Source organism: Roseivivax sp., assembly GCF_054552075.1.
In genome coordinates this window covers 98,925-112,953 of record NZ_JBTOLZ010000006.1, presented here as the reverse complement: position 1 = coordinate 112,953, position 14,029 = coordinate 98,925, and the positions used below count along the sequence as shown (strand labels likewise).

The window sequence follows — 14,029 nt, the reverse complement described above, 5'->3', positions numbered from 1 at the left end:
GCCCATGCACGCCCGCCTCCTCTCCCTCTGCCTGGCCGTCCTGCTCGCGCTGACCAGCGTCGAGACGGCCGCCGCGCGCGCCGCGCCGCAGCCGGCGGACAGCGTCGTGCTCTGCACCGGGCTCGAGCGGGTGGTGATTCACCTCGACCGCGACGGGCGCCCCGTGCGCCAGAGCGTGCTTTGCCCCGATGCGGGCGATGCGCTGCTGGCGCTCGACCCCGAGACCCTGGCCCTCGCCCCCCGCGAAGGTGTGCTCACCGCCCCCCGCTGGGAGGCCGCCGCGCGCCATGCCTCCTGCCGCCGGGGCCCCGCGCCTCGGGCCCGGGCGCCGCCAGCAGTGCTCTGAAATCCCAAGAAGAATTTCCAGATTTCAGCAGCCGGGAAAGGACCCCGCAGATGCTTCGCACCTCCCTTGTCGCCGCGGCGCTCGCCGCAACCGCCACGCTTGCCAGCGCCGAGATCCGCGTCTCGGACGCCTATATCCGCTCGGCCACGCCGGTCTCGCCGACCGGCGCGGCCTTCATGGTGATCGAGAACACCGGCGCGGCGCCCATGCGCCTGACCGGCGCCGCCTCCGAGGCCGCCGCCCGGGTCGAACTGCACAGCCACAGCGAGGACCCCAACGGCATGATGGTCATGGGCGAGATCGAGGGCGGCATCGAGATCGCCCCGGGCGCCAGCCACCGCCTCGCGCGTGGGGGGGATCACGTGATGTTCATGGGGCTCGCCGATGCGCTTGAGCAGGGCGCCAGCGTGCCGCTGACGCTGATCTTCGAGGACGGCAGCGAGGTGGCGCTCGAAGTGCCGGTCGACCGCGAGCGGCAGGATGCGCATGGCGGTCACGGGGAGATGGATCACGGTTCGAGTGATGGCGCGATGGGCCATGGGGAGATGGGCCACGGCGCGGCCAAGGACGACAGCGCCAAGGAGTGAGCGGGTGACGCGCTTGTGTCCTGCTTAGGATCCGCGCGCGGCGTCGCAGGTTGCGCCGGGCTGTATCGCCCGGCCAGCCTTGCCTCTGAGCCTCTGAGCCTCTGAGCCTCTGAGCCTCTGAGCCTCTGAGCCTCTGAGCCTCTGAGCCTTGAGGCCCTTAGGCCCCCAAGCCTCCGAGCACCCGACCCGCTTAACGCACAGCTACCCGCGCAGCAGCCCCGCCACCCAGTCCGGCACCGCTTCGCTTGCCGGACCGGTCAGGGTCCGGTCGAAAAGCGCCGAAGCCTCGGTGGCCTCGAGATTGATCTCCAGCGTCTCGATCCCGGCCACCCGCGCCTCCTCGACGAAGCCCGCGGCGGGATAGACATTGCCCGAGGTGCCGATCGCCACGAAAAGATCCGCCGAGAGCAGGTGATCGAGGATCTCCTCCATGTGGTAGGGCATCTCGCCGAACCACACCACATCTGGGCGCGCCGCGGGGCGGTTGCAGGCAGGGCAGGGCTTTTCGGCCCCCATGGCGGCCGGGGCCTCCCAGCGGTGGTTGCAGGCCCCGCAAAGCGCGCCCGCCAGGGCCCCGTGCATGTGCAGCACCTCGGCGCCCGCTGCCTCGTGCAGCCCGTCGACGTTCTGCGTGACGATCACCACCTCGCCCGGGTGGCCGCGCTGCAACTCGGCCAGGGCGGCATGGGCGGGATTGGGCCTGGCCTCCGCCGCCTGCGCCCTTCGGGCATTGTAGAAATCCTGCACCAGCAAGGGGTTGCGGGCAAAAGCCTCGGGCGTGGCGACATCCTCGATCCGGTGTTTGGTCCAGATCCCATCCTTGTCGCGGAAGGTGCCGAGACCGCTTTCCGCCGAGATGCCGGCGCCGGTCAGAATCACGATTTTCGGGGCCATGATTGCCTCCTCGGGTTGGCCTGCTAGGCTCCGGAACACACGCGGGGCCTGTTGCGCATGATCCGATCTATCCTCTTCGTCTGTCTTGGAAATATCTGCCGATCGCCGGTGGCGGAAGGGGTCGTGGGCGCGCGCGCCCGGGCGCGGGGGCTGGCTTTGCGGCTCGACAGCGCCGGGACCGGGCGCTGGCACCTGGGCGAGCCGCCCTATCCGCCGATGATCCGCGCCGCCGCCGCCCGGGGCTACGACCTCTCGGAACAGCGCGCGCGGCAGGTCTCGGCGGGTGATTTCAACGGTTTCGACCTTCTCCTGGCGATGGACGCGGAGAACCTCGCGACGCTTCAGGCACTGCGACCCGAGGGCGCGCCCGCGCCCCGGCTCTTCACCGAGGCGCTGGGCCGGCCCGGGCTCAGCGAGGTGCCCGACCCCTATTACACGCGCGATTTCGACGGCGTGCTCGACCTCGTGGAAGAGGCCGCCGAGGCGCTTCTGGACCAGCTCGAGGCGGCGGGGTGAGGGGCGGGATGATCCCCGCGCAAGGAAAGGCAAGCGCATGAAAAAAGAGGGAATTCTCAACGCCGAGCTGGCCCGCGTGGTGGCGGCGCTTGGCCATACCGACGCGCTGGTGATCGGCGACGCGGGCCTGCCGGTGCCGCCCGGCGTTGCGGTCATCGACCTCGCCGTGACGCGCGGGCTGCCGAGCTTCTGGCCGGTGCTCGACGCGGTGCTCTCCGAGATGGTCGTCGAACGCGCCGTGGTGGCGGAGGAGGCGGGCGCCGAAGTCCGCGCAGGCTTCGCACAACGGCTGACCCCCGAGACGGTGCCGCATGCCGAGCTGAAGGCGCTCTCCGCTGGGGCGGTCTGCCTCGTGCGCACCGGCGAAGTGGTGCCCTATACCAACGTGATTCTCTGGAGCGGGACGGGATTCTGAGCGGGCTTTAACGCGCCGTTAGGGGCCCGGGTGCTAGACCCCGCGTCAGGGCTTCGCCGCTGAAGGGCGGCTGACGGCGGGGCTAGATTTGTTGCTGTGAGGGCAGGGCACCGCGCTTTAGCGGTGGCTTGGCCCAGGCCGGGCATCTGCCCGGCCCGAAGCCCGTGGCGAGAGGCGATGACCGCCCCTCAGCTGTCCATCTTCAAGGCCGAGATGAAGGCCTCTTGCGGGATCTCCACCTTGCCGAACTGGCGCATCTTCTTCTTGCCGGCCTTCTGCTTCTCGAGCAGCTTCTTCTTTCGGCTGGCGTCACCGCCGTAGCACTTGGCGGTCACGTCCTTGCGCATCGCCGAGAGCGTCTCGCGGGCGATGACCTTGGCGCCGATCGCGGCCTGGATCGGGATCTTGAACATGTGGCGCGGGATCAGCTCCTTGAGCTTCTCGCACATCGCCCGGCCGCGCATCTCGGCACGGTCGCGGTGCACCATCATGGCGAGCGCGTCGACCGGTTCGTCGTTCACCAGGATCGACATCTTCACGAGGTTGTCCTCGCGGTAGCCGATCATCTCGTAATCGAAGCTGGCGTAACCCTTTGTTACCGATTTCAGGCGATCGTAGAAGTCGAAGACAACTTCATTCAGAGGGAGGTCATAGACCGCCATGGCGCGGCCGCCGACATAGGTCAGGTCCATCTGGATGCCGCGGCGCTCCTGGCACAGCTTCAGCACGTCGCCCAGGTAGTCGTCGGGCACCATGATCGTCGCCTTGATGCGCGGTTCCTCGATATGGCCGACATAGGTCATGTCGGGCATGTCGGCGGGGTTGTGCAGGTCGCGGCGCTCGCCGTCCTTGGTATAGAGGTGATAGATCACCGAGGGCGCGGTGGTGATCAGCTCGATGTTGTATTCGCGCTCCAGCCGGTCGCGGATCACCTCGAGGTGCAGAAGCCCCAGGAAGCCGCAGCGGAAGCCGAAGCCCAGCGCCGCCGAGGTCTCCATCTCGTAGGTGAAGGAGGCGTCGTTCAGCGCCAGCTTCTCGATCGCCTCGCGCATGTCCTCGAAGTCGTTGGCATCGACCGGGAAGAGCCCGCAGAAGACCACCGGGACCGAGGGCTTGAAACCCGGCAGCGCCTGGGCGCAGGGCTTCTTCTCGTGGGTGATCGTGTCGCCGACGCGGGTGTCGCGGACCTGCTTGATCGAGGCGTTGAGATAGCCGATCTCGCCCGGGCCCAGGCTCTCGACCGCCTTCATCGCCGGGCGGTAGACGCCGACGTCGTCGACGTCATAGGTGCCGCCGGTCTTCATCATGCGGATCCGGTCACCCTTCTTCAGGGTGCCCTCGACGATGCGCACGATGCAGATCACGCCCAGGTACTGGTCGTATTTCGAATCGACCAGCATGGCCTTCAGCGGTGCATCCGCCGTGCCGCCCTCGGGCGGGGGCAGCTTCTGGACGATGGCCTCGAGCACGTCTGGAATGCCGACGCCGGTCTTGGCCGAGATCAGGCAGGCCTCGGAGGCGTCGATGCCGATCACGTCCTCGATCTGCTCACGCACCCGGTCGGGCTCTGCCGCGGGCAGGTCGACCTTGTTCAGGACCGGCACGATCTCGTGGTCGGCGTCGATCGCGGTATAGACATTGGCGAGGGTCTGCGCCTCGACCCCTTGCGTCGCATCGACCACCAGGAGCGAGCCCTCGACCGCCTGCATGGAGCGCGCGACCTCATAGGCGAAGTCGACGTGTCCGGGCGTGTCGATCAGGTTCAGCACGTAGGTCTCGCCGTCCTTGGCCGGATATTCGATGCGGACGGTGTTGGCCTTGATGGTGATCCCGCGCTCGCGTTCGATGTCCATGGCATCGAGGAGCTGGTCCTTCATGTCGCGTTCTGAGACCGTTCCGGTGAGCTGGATCAGCCGGTCGGCCAGGGTGGATTTCCCGTGGTCGATATGGGCGACGATGGAGAAGTTGCGGATGCGCGAAAGAGGCGTTGTCATGGGGCTGGGATATGACGCGGGGGGGCGTCACGGTCAAGGTGGGTTGAATGCCGGGGCCCCTCGCTGACAGGCTGGGGGTCGCCGTGTCGCGGGGCCCCGCCGCCCCGGCACGAGGTGAAGGAGGCGAGATGGCGCGACAGCACATCCGGGTGATCGTCACCGGGCGGGTCCAGGGCGTGTCCTTCCGGGCCTGGACCCAGGCGACCGCGCGCGAGCTGGGCCTTTCGGGTTGGGTGCGCAACCGCGAGGACGGCAGCGTCGAGGCCGAGATCGCGGGCCCCGAGGCGCAGGTAGCGGCGCTTTGCGAGCGGCTCTGGCAGGGCCCGCGCATGGCGCGCGTCTCGGATGTGGCGGTAAGCCCGGCGAGCGGCTCGCTGGCGGATGGTTTCGAGATCCGGCCGGGGTGAAATGTGGGCGCGGGCCGTTGGTGCGGTGATCAATGCGTCTCTTGCCGTCTCTCGCGGCGGATTTGCTGCGGAACGAGCGTCTGTGCCGGGGCAAGGGCATTCTGGGGCGCGTGTCTGGAGCGCCAACTCGGCGGCAGCGCAGGCGCCGAGGCGCCCATGCGGAGCTCATGCGCCCTCGCCTTTGCCGCACCTCCCGGCGCCCGCTGGCCACCTCCCGCCGGGCCGCGCGCTTTTGGCCAGAGGTCAATTGCAGCGCGCCCCCGCTTCGGGCATCATGTCCCCAAGAATGCCGGGACAAACCCGGCCAGGCATGAGCAGGCGGAGTTATGACGGGCAATGCACGGGCGCTTCTGGGCGCGGTCTCGGCACTTCTGATCCTTTCGGCATGCGGCGGCGGCGGGTCGTCCTATTCGGCCCCGGTGGTGAAATTCGCCTCGGGCCCGATCTACTCGGGCTGCATGGCTTCGGACCGCAAGGCGCGCAGTCGGGCGCTCTGCGGCTGCGTGCAGGCCATGGCGAACGACACGCTCACCGGCTCCGATTCGCGGCGCGCGGCGCGCTTCTTCCGCGACCCGCAGGAGGCGCATGACGTGAAATACTCCAAGACCGCCCGGGACGACGCCTTCTGGGACCGCTACGAGGCCTTCGTCTCGCGCTCGGAACGGACCTGCCGGGGGCTGTGAGGTCGGGGCGAGGTTGGCGCGGTTCGGCGAGTGTCGGGTCGTGGGTTGGCCGAGGGCGGCGGGTCAGCGTCGGCGCTTTTCGCAGACCGGTCTCCGGTCTTTTAGATTTTCACGCGCTCACACAATTTGAGCGAACGCTGCACCCATCCCCTTCTTGCACCCGAATAGCACCGAAGGTGCCGGGCGCGCGCCGGACCGGCCCCTTGGGCCGGCGCTCCTTGGGGTGGCGTGCCTAGCTTGTCTTTCGTCCTGACCTTGCTGCGATAAAGCGCATAGCTTGGAAGTCAGCAGCGCCGGCCCCCGGTCCGGCGCGCGCCCTCTGGTGGTGCTTGGTTGGAAGGGGTTGATCGGGCCAGCGCTCCTATTGCTCTCTATGGCTTTAAGCAACTTGGGATTGAATTTTATGCGATGGACAACACCTCTTCTGGGCATCTTTTTGGCTGGCTGCATGCAGATGACGCCGATCGCAAAAAGCGAACCGGTTCCGCTCACTACTTCTCAGGTAAGGCAAATTGAGACCACTGTTACCCGAGACTTCTTCGACCCCGCAGCGGCTCAGTTCCGCGACATTCGGGCTGTAGATGTGACGCTTGAAAACGGTGAACAGGAGCGCCGGGTCTGTGGCGAAGTCAACGGCAAGAACCGCATGGGCGGATACGTAGGCTATTCAATGTTCGGCGGTGTCCTTGTCGGGGGACAGTTCGAACAACGGGACTTCTTTGCTGCGTGCGAGCCTTGGTAAGTCGCAGATTGTGAGCGAATTCCTCAATTGACGAAGGGCGCTCTTGGTTAAGGAAGCCCTTCGCCACCCCCCCATCATCACCCCTCCGCCGTCAGAAACGCCTCCAGCGCCGCGATGAACTCGTCGGGCTTCTCCGCGTGCAGCCAGTGCCCCGCCCCGCGGATCTTCGCGAAGCGCGCGCGGGGGAACAGCGCGCGGATCGCGGGGCGCATCTCGGGTATGACGTAATCGCTCTCGGCGCCCGAGAGGAACAGCGTCGGCCCCTCGAAAACGCCCTCGCTGCCCGGCCAGCCGAGGATCTTCGGCATCTCCCGGCCCAGCACCTCGAGGTTCAGAAGCCAGCGCTTCTCCTTCATGTCGAGCGACTGGGTGAAGAACCCCTGCAGCGTCGGGTCCGAGACATGTTCTGCGAGCTGCGCCGCCGCCTCGGAGCGCTTGCTGACCTGCTCCAGATCCACCGCCTGCATCGCCCGGATGTAGCCCGACTGGTGGTCGTGGTCGTAACTCACCGGCGCCATGTCCGCCGAGACCAGCCGGCGCACCAGCTCGGGCCGGGTCAGCGCCGCCAGCATCGAGGCCTTGCCGCCCATGGAATGGCCCACGAGGTCCACCGGCCCGCCGAGATCCTCGATCACCTCGATCAGATCGGCGGCCATGTCCTCGTAGCCGTGGCTCTCGCGCCAATCCGAGGCACCGTGGTTGCGCTGGTCGACCGCCACGACGTGGCGAATGCCCGAAAGCGCGCGGGCGATGCGGGTCCAGTTCTTCGCCTGGCCGTAGAGGCCATGGACGATGACAAGCGGGGGCAGGGAGGCGTCGCCGTGGCGGATGGTGTTCAGCATGAGGCATGGATAGCGGCAGGCCGCGCGGGCATCCAGCCGCTTTTCCTCGCGCCCGGGGCGGGATAGGAGGACGCCATGCGCGCGGATCCCAAACTGGAAAAGATGGTGGCCCGGCTCGAGCGTCTGCTCGAGGCGAAGTTCGGCGCGTCTCGCGGCCCGCTGCGGCGGCGGATCGCGGCGCCGGGGCGGCTTCTGCCCGGCAAGGTCCGGCGCGACCTCGATCAAGTCGAGCGCGCCTGGTCGCTCGCGCGGCATCCGAAGCTCGGCCGGCAGATCGACCTGCCGAAGACGCTGGCGGCGGGGTCGCGGGCCGAGGACTGGTTGAAGACCGTGGATGTGCGCGACAGGCGGATCGGGCGGCTCCTGGGGCTGCTGGGCGGGCTTGCCTTCAACCTGATCCTGCTGTTCGCGCTGGTGCTGGCGGTGCTGCTCTGGCGCGGGTATCTCTGAGCGCGCAGCGGGCGCGCGTCACCGCCTGACGCGGGGCAGGCGGTCAGCGCGCAGGGGCCTCCGCGCTGGAACCGGGGCAGGCCGATAGCGCGGACCGCCCCAATGCGCCAGGCGCACCTCCCTTACGAGCCGCCCGCCCGCCTTACGAGCCGCCCGCCCGCGGGCCGCTGTAATCCGCCTCCGAGACCGGCTCGGCCCAATCGGCGGTGGCGCCGTCGCGGGCCTCCTGCACGGCGATATGCACCATGGCCACCTCGGGCGCGGCGCCGTGCCAGTGGCGCACGTCGGCGGGAAACCAGGCGGTGTCGCCGGGGCGCAGCTCCTCGATGGCCTCGCCCTCGACCTGCGCGAGGCAGAGCCCCGAGACCACGTGGATCGTCTGGCCGTAGGGGTGGGTGTGCCAATTCGTGCGCGCGCCGGGTTCGAAGGTCACCCGCAGGATGCGGTGGCGGCCCGGCTCCTCGGCGGCGCCGATCGGGTCCATGCGGACGCGCCCGGTGAAATACTCGGGCGAAGGGGTCTGCGAGGGGCGGTTGCCGGCGCGGGTGATCTGCATGGGGCGTCCTTTCGGGAAGACGGGAGCGGAGCGGTTGCAGGCAGATGACCACGCCCCGGCGGCGGGGTCAAAGGTGCGGGCACGGGCGCGGGGGGGGAGGGGGCTTGGGGCCGGAGGTCTTGGCCCTGGGCTGAGCGCAGGTTCGGGCGTGATGGACGCGCGGCGGGCTTGGGCGCCCGGCGTGCCGGACGCCACAGGGCGACAAGAGCGGCCTGCCTGCCACCCCCGCGAATGCCCAAGCCGACCCATAAGCATCGGCAAAAAAAGAGGACGCGGGCCATGCACCGCGTCCCCTCTGTCATTCTTCGGCGAAGAAACCGCCGCTCAGAGCCCGGGGTAGATCGGGAAGCGCGCGCAGAGCGCCTCGACCTCGGCCTTCACCTTGGCCTCGACCTCGGCATTGCCCTCCGGGCCGTTGGCGGCCAGCCCGTCCACCACCTCGATGATCCAGTCGGCGATCTGGCGGAACTCCGCCTCGCCGAAGCCGCGGGTGGTGCCGGCGGGCGAGCCGAGGCGGATGCCGCTGGTCACCGTCGGCTTCTCGGGGTCGAAGGGCACGCCGTTCTTGTTGCAGGTGATATGCGCACGGCCGAGCGCCTTCTCGGTCTCGTTGCCCTTCACGCCCTTGGGCCGCAGGTCGACCAGCACCACATGGGTGTCGGTGCCATGGGTCACCGTGTCGAGCCCGCCCTTGATCAGCTGGTCCGAGAGCGCCTGGGCGTTCTTGATCACCGACTGGGCATAGGTCTTGAAGCCCGGCTCCAGCGCCTCGCGGAAGGCCACCGCCTTGGCGGCGATGACATGCATCAGCGGGCCGCCCTGGATGCCGGGGAAGATCGCCGAGTTGACCTTCTTGGCGATGGTCTCGTCATTGGTCAGGATCATGCCGCCGCGCGGGCCGCGCAGGGTCTTGTGGGTGGTGGTGGTCGCCACATGGGCATGCGGGAAGGGCGAGGGATGCTCGCCCGCGGCCACGAGGCCGGCGAAATGCGCCATGTCCACATGCAGCCAGGCGCCGACCTTGTCGGCGATCTCGCGCATGCGCTTGAAGTCGATCTGCCGCGGGATCGCCGAGCCGCCGGCGATGATCAGCTTCGGCTGGTGCTCCAGGGCCAGGGCCTCGACCGCGTCGTAGTCGAGCATGTTGTCCTGCTGGCGCACGCCGTATTGCACCGCGTTGAACCATTTGCCCGACTGGTTCGGCTTGGCGCCATGGGTCAGGTGCCCGCCGGCGTCGAGGCTCATGCCGAGGATCGTGTCGCCGGGCTGCAGGAGCGCGGTGAAGACGCCCTGGTTGGCCTGGCTGCCCGAGTTCGGCTGCACGTTGGCGAAGTCGCAGCCGAAGAGCTGCTTGGCCCGGTCGATGGCGAGGTTCTCGGCCACGTCGACCCAGTCGCAGCCGCCGTAGTAGCGCCGGCCGGGGTAGCCCTCGGCGTATTTGTTGGTCATCACCCCGCCCTGGGCCTCCATCACCGCCCGGGAGACGATGTTTTCCGAGGCGATGAGCTCGATCTCGTCGCGCTGGCGGCCAAGCTCGCCCTCCATCGCGGCGAAAAGCTCGGGGTCGCGGCTGGCGAGCGTCTCGGTGAAGAAACCGTCGTCACGATGAGGCGCGTTCATGGGCAGATCTCCTTGCAATCTGGCCTGGGGGCGCCGGGCCCCCGGCATCGGGTCTGGCGGCGATGTATCGCGTTTCGCCGCCGGCACAAAGCCCGCAAGCGGCGTTTCGGGACAATATGCCGTCCCCGCTGGCGCTTTGCGGGCCGCTGTGCTTGTTTCGGAACGGCACAGGCAGGACAGGAAACAGGTCGAGACGGATGAGGATCGCATTTGCCGCCTCGCATGCAGCCATCGCGCAATCCGCCAAGGCGGCGCTCTCGCGGCGTTACGGCGATCACGCCGAGGCCCAGGCGGACGTCATCGTCGCGCTGGGCGGGGATGGCTTCATGCTGCAGACGCTGCACCGAACGCAGGAGCTGGCCGCCCCGGTCTACGGGATGAACCGCGGCACAGTGGGCTTCCTGATGAACGAATACTCCGAGCACAATCTGAGCGAACGGCTGGCCGCCGCCGAAGAGGCGGTGATCACGCCGCTCGCGATGCGCGCGGTGCAGACCGACGGCGGCACCTACGAGGCGCTGGCGATCAACGAGGTCTCGCTCCTGCGCGCCGGGCCGCAGGCGGCGCGGCTGAAGATCTCGGTCGACGGCAAGCTGCGCATGGCCGAGCTGGTCTGCGACGGGGCGCTGGTGGCGACGCCGGCGGGGTCGACGGCCTACAACTACTCCGCCCACGGCCCGATCCTGCCGATCGGCGCCGACGTGCTGGCGCTGACCGCCATGGCCGCCTTCCGCCCCCGGCGCTGGCGCGGGGCGCTTTTGCCCAAGACCGCCGATGTCTCGATCGAGGTCCTGGAGCCCGAGAAGCGCCCGGTCATGGCCGAGGCCGACAGCCGCTCGGTCCGCGACGTGCTGCGCGTCGACATCCGCAGCGCCCCGGAGATCGCCCACCGGGTGCTCTTCGACCCGGGCCATGGGCTCGAGGAACGGCTGATCCGCGAACAATTCGTCTGAGGGGGAGGGCCATCCGTCCGGCCGGGCCATTGAGGCCCGCCCGGACGGAACGAGGGCTCTGCCCTCGCGCTCCCGGAGTATTTGAGGCCCGGTCAGGCCTGGGGGGCTGGGCCTGGGTGGTTGGGTTTGTGCTTTTCTTGTCTGGGGTTGGGCTGGCGGTCCGTCCGGCCGGGCCATTGAGGCCCGCCCGGCCGGAGCGAGAGCTCTGCCCTCGCGCTCCCGGAGTATTTGCGGCCCGGTCAGGCCTGGAAGGGGTGGCGCTTGGTGGGGCGGGGGCGCCCGGACGCGTCGACGGGGGTGGGGAACCGGGGGCGCGGCGGGGCGTTTTTTTGGCGCGCGGGGCGAAGGGGGCACTGGGGTGGCCGAATTTCTCGACATGCTGGTCAAGACCGTCGCCATCATGGCGGCGATCATCCTGTTGACGCGGCTTCTGGGGCTGCGCTCCTTTTCCAAGATGTCGGCCTTCGACTTCGCGGTCACCGTGGCCATTGGCTCGGTGCTGGCGGCGGTTGTGTCTTCGCCGGACAAGAGCCTCTGGACCGGGATCGGGGCGATCGCGGCGCTTTATTTGTGGAAGATGGCCATGGCGCCGCTGCGCACCCGGGTCGACTGGCTGCGCCGGCTGATCGACGCGCGGCCGGTCCTGGTGATGCGCGACGGCGAGATCCTCTGGGACGGCATGATGCGCGCCAATGTCACCCGCGAGGACCTCATGGCCAAGCTGCGGCAGTCGAACGTGCATGACCTCGCCGACGTGAAGGCGGTGGTGGTCGAGAGCACCGGCGTCGTGAGCGTGGTGCAGAACACCGAGGGCCGGGCGGTTGCGGAGGCGCTTCTGGCGGATGTGGTGGAGGTCGCGGGGCCGCGCGGGCGCGAGGCGCCGGGGCGGGGGTGAGGTCGTGCGGCGGGCCCTGATGGGCAGATTGGCGGGAGCGAGGCAAGCGTGGCGCGCTGGGTGATCGCGTCGGTGCTGGCGCGCTGACTGACCGGAAAGGCGACCGTCCCGTCCGCTCTCAGGGTAGATACTCCGCGGCGGCCCCGGCACTGCCCGGAGCCGCCGCGGACGCGCGCTTCAGCCGCTGCTCTGCGGGTAGCCCAGGGTCTTCACCGCGGCGCGGATCTCGTCGACGATGGCGGGATCGTCGATCGTCGCGGGCATCTTGAAGTCCTGGCCGTCGGCGAGATTGGCCATGGTCCGGCGCAGGATCTTGCCCGAGCGCGTCTTCGGCAGCCGGTCCACCACCTTGCAGAGCTTGAAGGCCGCCACCGGGCCGATCTGCTGGCGCACCCGGGCGACGCATTCGGCCTCGATTTCGTCGTGCGGGCGGTTCACCCCCTTGGTCAGGCAGACGAAGCCCATGGGCAGCTGGCCCTTGAAGTCGTCGGCGACCCCGATCACCGCGCATTCGGCCACATCCGGGTGGCCCGCCAGCACCTCTTCCATGGCGCCGGTCGAGAGCCTGTGGCCCGCCACGTTGATGACGTCGTCGGTGCGCGCCATGATGTAGAGGTAGCCGTCCTTGTCGATCAGCCCCGCGTCGCCGGTCTCGTAGTAGCCCGGGAAGCGCGCGAGGTAGCTCTTGTGGAAGCGCTCGGGCGCGTTCCAGAGCGTCGGCAGCGTGCCCGGCGGCAGCGGCAGGCGGATCGCGATGGCCCCGAGGTTGCCGGGCGCCACCGGGGTGCCGCCCTCGTCGAGGACCTGCACGTCGTAGCCCGGCATGGCAACGGAGGGGGAGCCGACCTTGACCGGCATGGCCTCGAGCCCGGCGGGATTGGCGACGATCGGCCAGCCGGTCTCGGTCTGCCACCAGTGGTCGTAGATCGGCTTGCCGGAGATCTCCTGCGCCCATTCCACCGTGTCGGGATCGGCGCGTTCCCCGGCGAGATAGATCGCCCGGAGCTTGGAGATGTCGTGGCCTTCCAGAAGCGCGCCCTTGGGGTCCTCGCGCTTGACCGCCCGGAAGGCGGTGGGCGCGGTGAAGAAGTTGCGCACCCCGTGTTCGGCAATCACCCGCCAGAAGGTCGAGGCGTCGGGCGTGCCCACCGGCTTGCCCTCGAAAAGCACCGTGGTGTTGCCGTGCACCAGCGGGCCGTAGACGATGTAGCTGTGGCCCACGACCCAGCCCACGTCCGAGGCGGCCCAGAAGACCTCGCCGGGGTCGACGTTGTAGATGTTCTTCATCGACCAGTAGAGCGCGACGAGGTGCCCGGCGGTGGGCCGCACCACGCCCTTGGGCGCGCCGGTGGTGCCGGAGGTATAGAGCACATAGACCGGGTGGGTGCCCTCGACCGGGACACAGGTCGCGGGCTCGGCGCCCTCCTGGAAGGCGTGCCACTCGAAGTCGCGGCCCTCGGTCAGGCCGGCCTCTTCCTCGGGGCGCTGGAAGATCACCGTGAACTCGGGCTTGTGCTTGGCCTGGTCGAGCGCCCCGTCGAGCAGCGGCTTGTAGGCCACGGTGCGGCCGGGCTCGATGCCGCAGGAGGCGGCGATCACCGCCTTGGGGGTGGCGTCGTCGATGCGCACCGCGAGCTCGTGGCTGGCGAAGCCGCCGAAGACCACCGAATGGATCGCGCCGAGCCGGGCGCAGGCCAGCATGGCCACCGCGGTCTCGGGCACCATGGGCATGTAGATGATCACCCGGTCGCCCTTTTCCACGCCGCGCGCCTTCAGCGCGCCGGCCAGCCGGGCGACCCGGTCCTGAAGCTCGGCATAGGTGATTGTCGCCTTGGTGCCGGTCACCGGGCTGTCGTAGATGATCGCCGCCTGCTCTCCGCGGCCGGCCTCGACGTGGCGGTCGACGCAGTTGTAACAGGTGTTGAGCCGCCCTTCGGCGAACCATTCGAAGACATGATGGCCGCGGTCGTAGAGCGCGCGGGTCGGCGGTTCGTCCCAGTCGATGGCGCGGGCCTGTTCCAGCCAGAAGGCCTCGGGGTCTGTCTTCCAGGACTGGTAGACATCGGCATATGTCATTTTGCGGCTCCTCCCTGCCTCAAGCTCCTCGTCTGTTGTGTTACGGAGCCACG

The 14,029-nt window shown here is 68.9% G+C and carries 16 protein-coding genes; 10 read left to right on the top strand and 6 right to left on the bottom strand.

Annotated features, from left to right (window positions below; translation table 11 throughout):
- The first annotated feature begins 4 nt into the window (after positions 1–4).
- Positions 5–346, top strand: a complete 342-nt coding sequence (locus ACX938_RS06865; protein ID WP_459430495.1) for a hypothetical protein — start codon at positions 5–7, stop codon at positions 344–346.
- A gap of 50 nt (positions 347–396) precedes the next feature.
- Complete coding sequence (locus ACX938_RS06860) at positions 397–933, top strand: copper chaperone PCu(A)C (protein ID WP_459430494.1); 537 nt, start codon at positions 397–399, stop codon at positions 931–933.
- 201 nt (positions 934–1,134) lie between these two features.
- On the opposite strand, the gene ACX938_RS06855 is transcribed toward ACX938_RS06860, so the two are convergent.
- Positions 1,135–1,827, bottom strand: a complete 693-nt coding sequence (locus ACX938_RS06855) for an NAD-dependent deacylase (protein WP_459430493.1) — start codon at positions 1,825–1,827, stop codon at positions 1,135–1,137.
- 57 nt (positions 1,828–1,884) lie between these two features.
- On the opposite strand from ACX938_RS06855, the gene ACX938_RS06850 reads away from it, so the two are divergent.
- The gene (locus tag ACX938_RS06850; RefSeq protein ID WP_459430492.1) at positions 1,885–2,343 is read left to right on the top strand and encodes a low molecular weight protein-tyrosine-phosphatase; all 459 of its coding nucleotides are present in this window, start codon (positions 1,885–1,887) and stop codon (positions 2,341–2,343) included.
- A 37-nt stretch (positions 2,344–2,380) separates the two neighbouring features.
- Positions 2,381–2,758 (top strand): D-ribose pyranase, encoded by a 378-nt coding sequence (rbsD, locus tag ACX938_RS06845; RefSeq protein WP_459430491.1) that lies wholly within the window; start codon positions 2,381–2,383, stop codon positions 2,756–2,758.
- A gap of 188 nt (positions 2,759–2,946) precedes the next feature.
- Here the strand turns inward: rbsD and lepA are convergent, their stop codons facing one another.
- Complete coding sequence (gene lepA / locus ACX938_RS06840; protein WP_232753309.1) at positions 2,947–4,752, bottom strand: translation elongation factor 4; 1,806 nt, start codon at positions 4,750–4,752, stop codon at positions 2,947–2,949.
- Between the two features lie 128 nt (positions 4,753–4,880).
- Here lepA and ACX938_RS06835 point away from each other — a divergent pair, with 128 nt between their 5' ends.
- The 3 genes from ACX938_RS06835 (at position 4,881) to ACX938_RS06825 (ending at position 6,584) form a co-directional block, all read left to right on the top strand.
- A complete protein-coding gene (locus ACX938_RS06835; RefSeq protein ID WP_459430490.1) occupies positions 4,881–5,159 on the top strand; it encodes an acylphosphatase in 279 nt (92 codons plus the stop codon).
- Positions 5,160–5,485: 326 nt separating this feature from the next.
- Positions 5,486–5,842, top strand: a complete 357-nt coding sequence (locus ACX938_RS06830; RefSeq protein WP_232753311.1) for a hypothetical protein — start codon at positions 5,486–5,488, stop codon at positions 5,840–5,842.
- Between the two features lie 277 nt (positions 5,843–6,119).
- A complete protein-coding gene (locus ACX938_RS06825; protein ID WP_459430489.1) occupies positions 6,120–6,584 on the top strand; it encodes a hypothetical protein in 465 nt (154 codons plus the stop codon).
- A gap of 77 nt (positions 6,585–6,661) precedes the next feature.
- On the opposite strand, the gene ACX938_RS06820 is transcribed toward ACX938_RS06825, so the two are convergent.
- Positions 6,662–7,426, bottom strand: a complete 765-nt coding sequence (locus tag ACX938_RS06820; protein ID WP_459430488.1) for an alpha/beta fold hydrolase — start codon at positions 7,424–7,426, stop codon at positions 6,662–6,664.
- A 75-nt stretch (positions 7,427–7,501) separates the two neighbouring features.
- Here ACX938_RS06820 and ACX938_RS06815 point away from each other — a divergent pair, with 75 nt between their 5' ends.
- On the top strand, positions 7,502–7,876 hold the full coding sequence (locus tag ACX938_RS06815; protein WP_459430487.1) for a hypothetical protein: 375 nt from the start codon (positions 7,502–7,504) through the stop codon (positions 7,874–7,876).
- Positions 7,877–8,018: 142 nt separating this feature from the next.
- On the opposite strand, the gene ACX938_RS06810 is transcribed toward ACX938_RS06815, so the two are convergent.
- Together ACX938_RS06810 and glyA are read right to left on the bottom strand one after the other, a co-directional pair.
- A complete protein-coding gene (locus ACX938_RS06810) occupies positions 8,019–8,432 on the bottom strand; it encodes a (R)-mandelonitrile lyase (RefSeq protein WP_459430486.1) in 414 nt (137 codons plus the stop codon).
- Positions 8,433–8,756: 324 nt separating this feature from the next.
- Entirely contained in the window at positions 8,757–10,052 is a 1,296-nt protein-coding gene (glyA, locus tag ACX938_RS06805) for a serine hydroxymethyltransferase (protein ID WP_459430485.1), read from the bottom strand.
- A gap of 197 nt (positions 10,053–10,249) precedes the next feature.
- On the opposite strand from glyA, the gene ACX938_RS06800 reads away from it, so the two are divergent.
- Positions 10,250–11,005, top strand: a complete 756-nt coding sequence (locus tag ACX938_RS06800; RefSeq protein ID WP_459430484.1) for an NAD kinase — start codon at positions 10,250–10,252, stop codon at positions 11,003–11,005.
- A gap of 358 nt (positions 11,006–11,363) precedes the next feature.
- The gene (locus ACX938_RS06795) at positions 11,364–11,900 is read left to right on the top strand and encodes a DUF421 domain-containing protein (protein WP_459430483.1); all 537 of its coding nucleotides are present in this window, start codon (positions 11,364–11,366) and stop codon (positions 11,898–11,900) included.
- A gap of 177 nt (positions 11,901–12,077) precedes the next feature.
- Here ACX938_RS06795 and ACX938_RS06790 read toward each other — a convergent pair whose 3' ends face one another.
- Positions 12,078–13,976 (bottom strand): propionyl-CoA synthetase, encoded by a 1,899-nt coding sequence (locus ACX938_RS06790; RefSeq protein ID WP_459430482.1) that lies wholly within the window; start codon positions 13,974–13,976, stop codon positions 12,078–12,080.
- Positions 13,977–14,029 lie beyond the last annotated feature (53 nt).

What these genes read in the sequence shown, in the direction of transcription:
- ACX938_RS06860 (WP_459430494.1), top strand. Translation starts at nt 397, where the DNA reads ATGCTTCGCACCTCCCTTGTCGCCGCGGCGCTCGCCGCAACCGCCACG.
- ACX938_RS06835 (WP_459430490.1), top strand. Translation starts at nt 4,881, where the DNA reads ATGGCGCGACAGCACATCCGGGTGATCGTCACCGGGCGGGTCCAGGGC.
- ACX938_RS06790 (WP_459430482.1), bottom strand. Translation starts at nt 13,976, where the DNA reads ATGACATATGCCGATGTCTACCAGTCCTGGAAGACAGACCCCGAGGCC.
- lepA (WP_232753309.1), bottom strand. Translation starts at nt 4,752, where the DNA reads ATGACAACGCCTCTTTCGCGCATCCGCAACTTCTCCATCGTCGCCCAT.
- ACX938_RS06820 (WP_459430488.1), bottom strand. Translation starts at nt 7,426, where the DNA reads ATGCTGAACACCATCCGCCACGGCGACGCCTCCCTGCCCCCGCTTGTC.
- ACX938_RS06855 (WP_459430493.1), bottom strand. Translation starts at nt 1,827, where the DNA reads ATGGCCCCGAAAATCGTGATTCTGACCGGCGCCGGCATCTCGGCGGAA.
- glyA (WP_459430485.1), bottom strand. Translation starts at nt 10,052, where the DNA reads ATGAACGCGCCTCATCGTGACGACGGTTTCTTCACCGAGACGCTCGCC.
- ACX938_RS06865 (WP_459430495.1), top strand. Translation starts at nt 5, where the DNA reads ATGCACGCCCGCCTCCTCTCCCTCTGCCTGGCCGTCCTGCTCGCGCTG.
- ACX938_RS06815 (WP_459430487.1), top strand. Translation starts at nt 7,502, where the DNA reads ATGCGCGCGGATCCCAAACTGGAAAAGATGGTGGCCCGGCTCGAGCGT.
- rbsD (WP_459430491.1), top strand. Translation starts at nt 2,381, where the DNA reads ATGAAAAAAGAGGGAATTCTCAACGCCGAGCTGGCCCGCGTGGTGGCG.
- ACX938_RS06850 (WP_459430492.1), top strand. Translation starts at nt 1,885, where the DNA reads ATGATCCGATCTATCCTCTTCGTCTGTCTTGGAAATATCTGCCGATCG.
- ACX938_RS06830 (WP_232753311.1), top strand. Translation starts at nt 5,486, where the DNA reads ATGACGGGCAATGCACGGGCGCTTCTGGGCGCGGTCTCGGCACTTCTG.
- ACX938_RS06800 (WP_459430484.1), top strand. Translation starts at nt 10,250, where the DNA reads ATGAGGATCGCATTTGCCGCCTCGCATGCAGCCATCGCGCAATCCGCC.
- ACX938_RS06810 (WP_459430486.1), bottom strand. Translation starts at nt 8,432, where the DNA reads ATGCAGATCACCCGCGCCGGCAACCGCCCCTCGCAGACCCCTTCGCCC.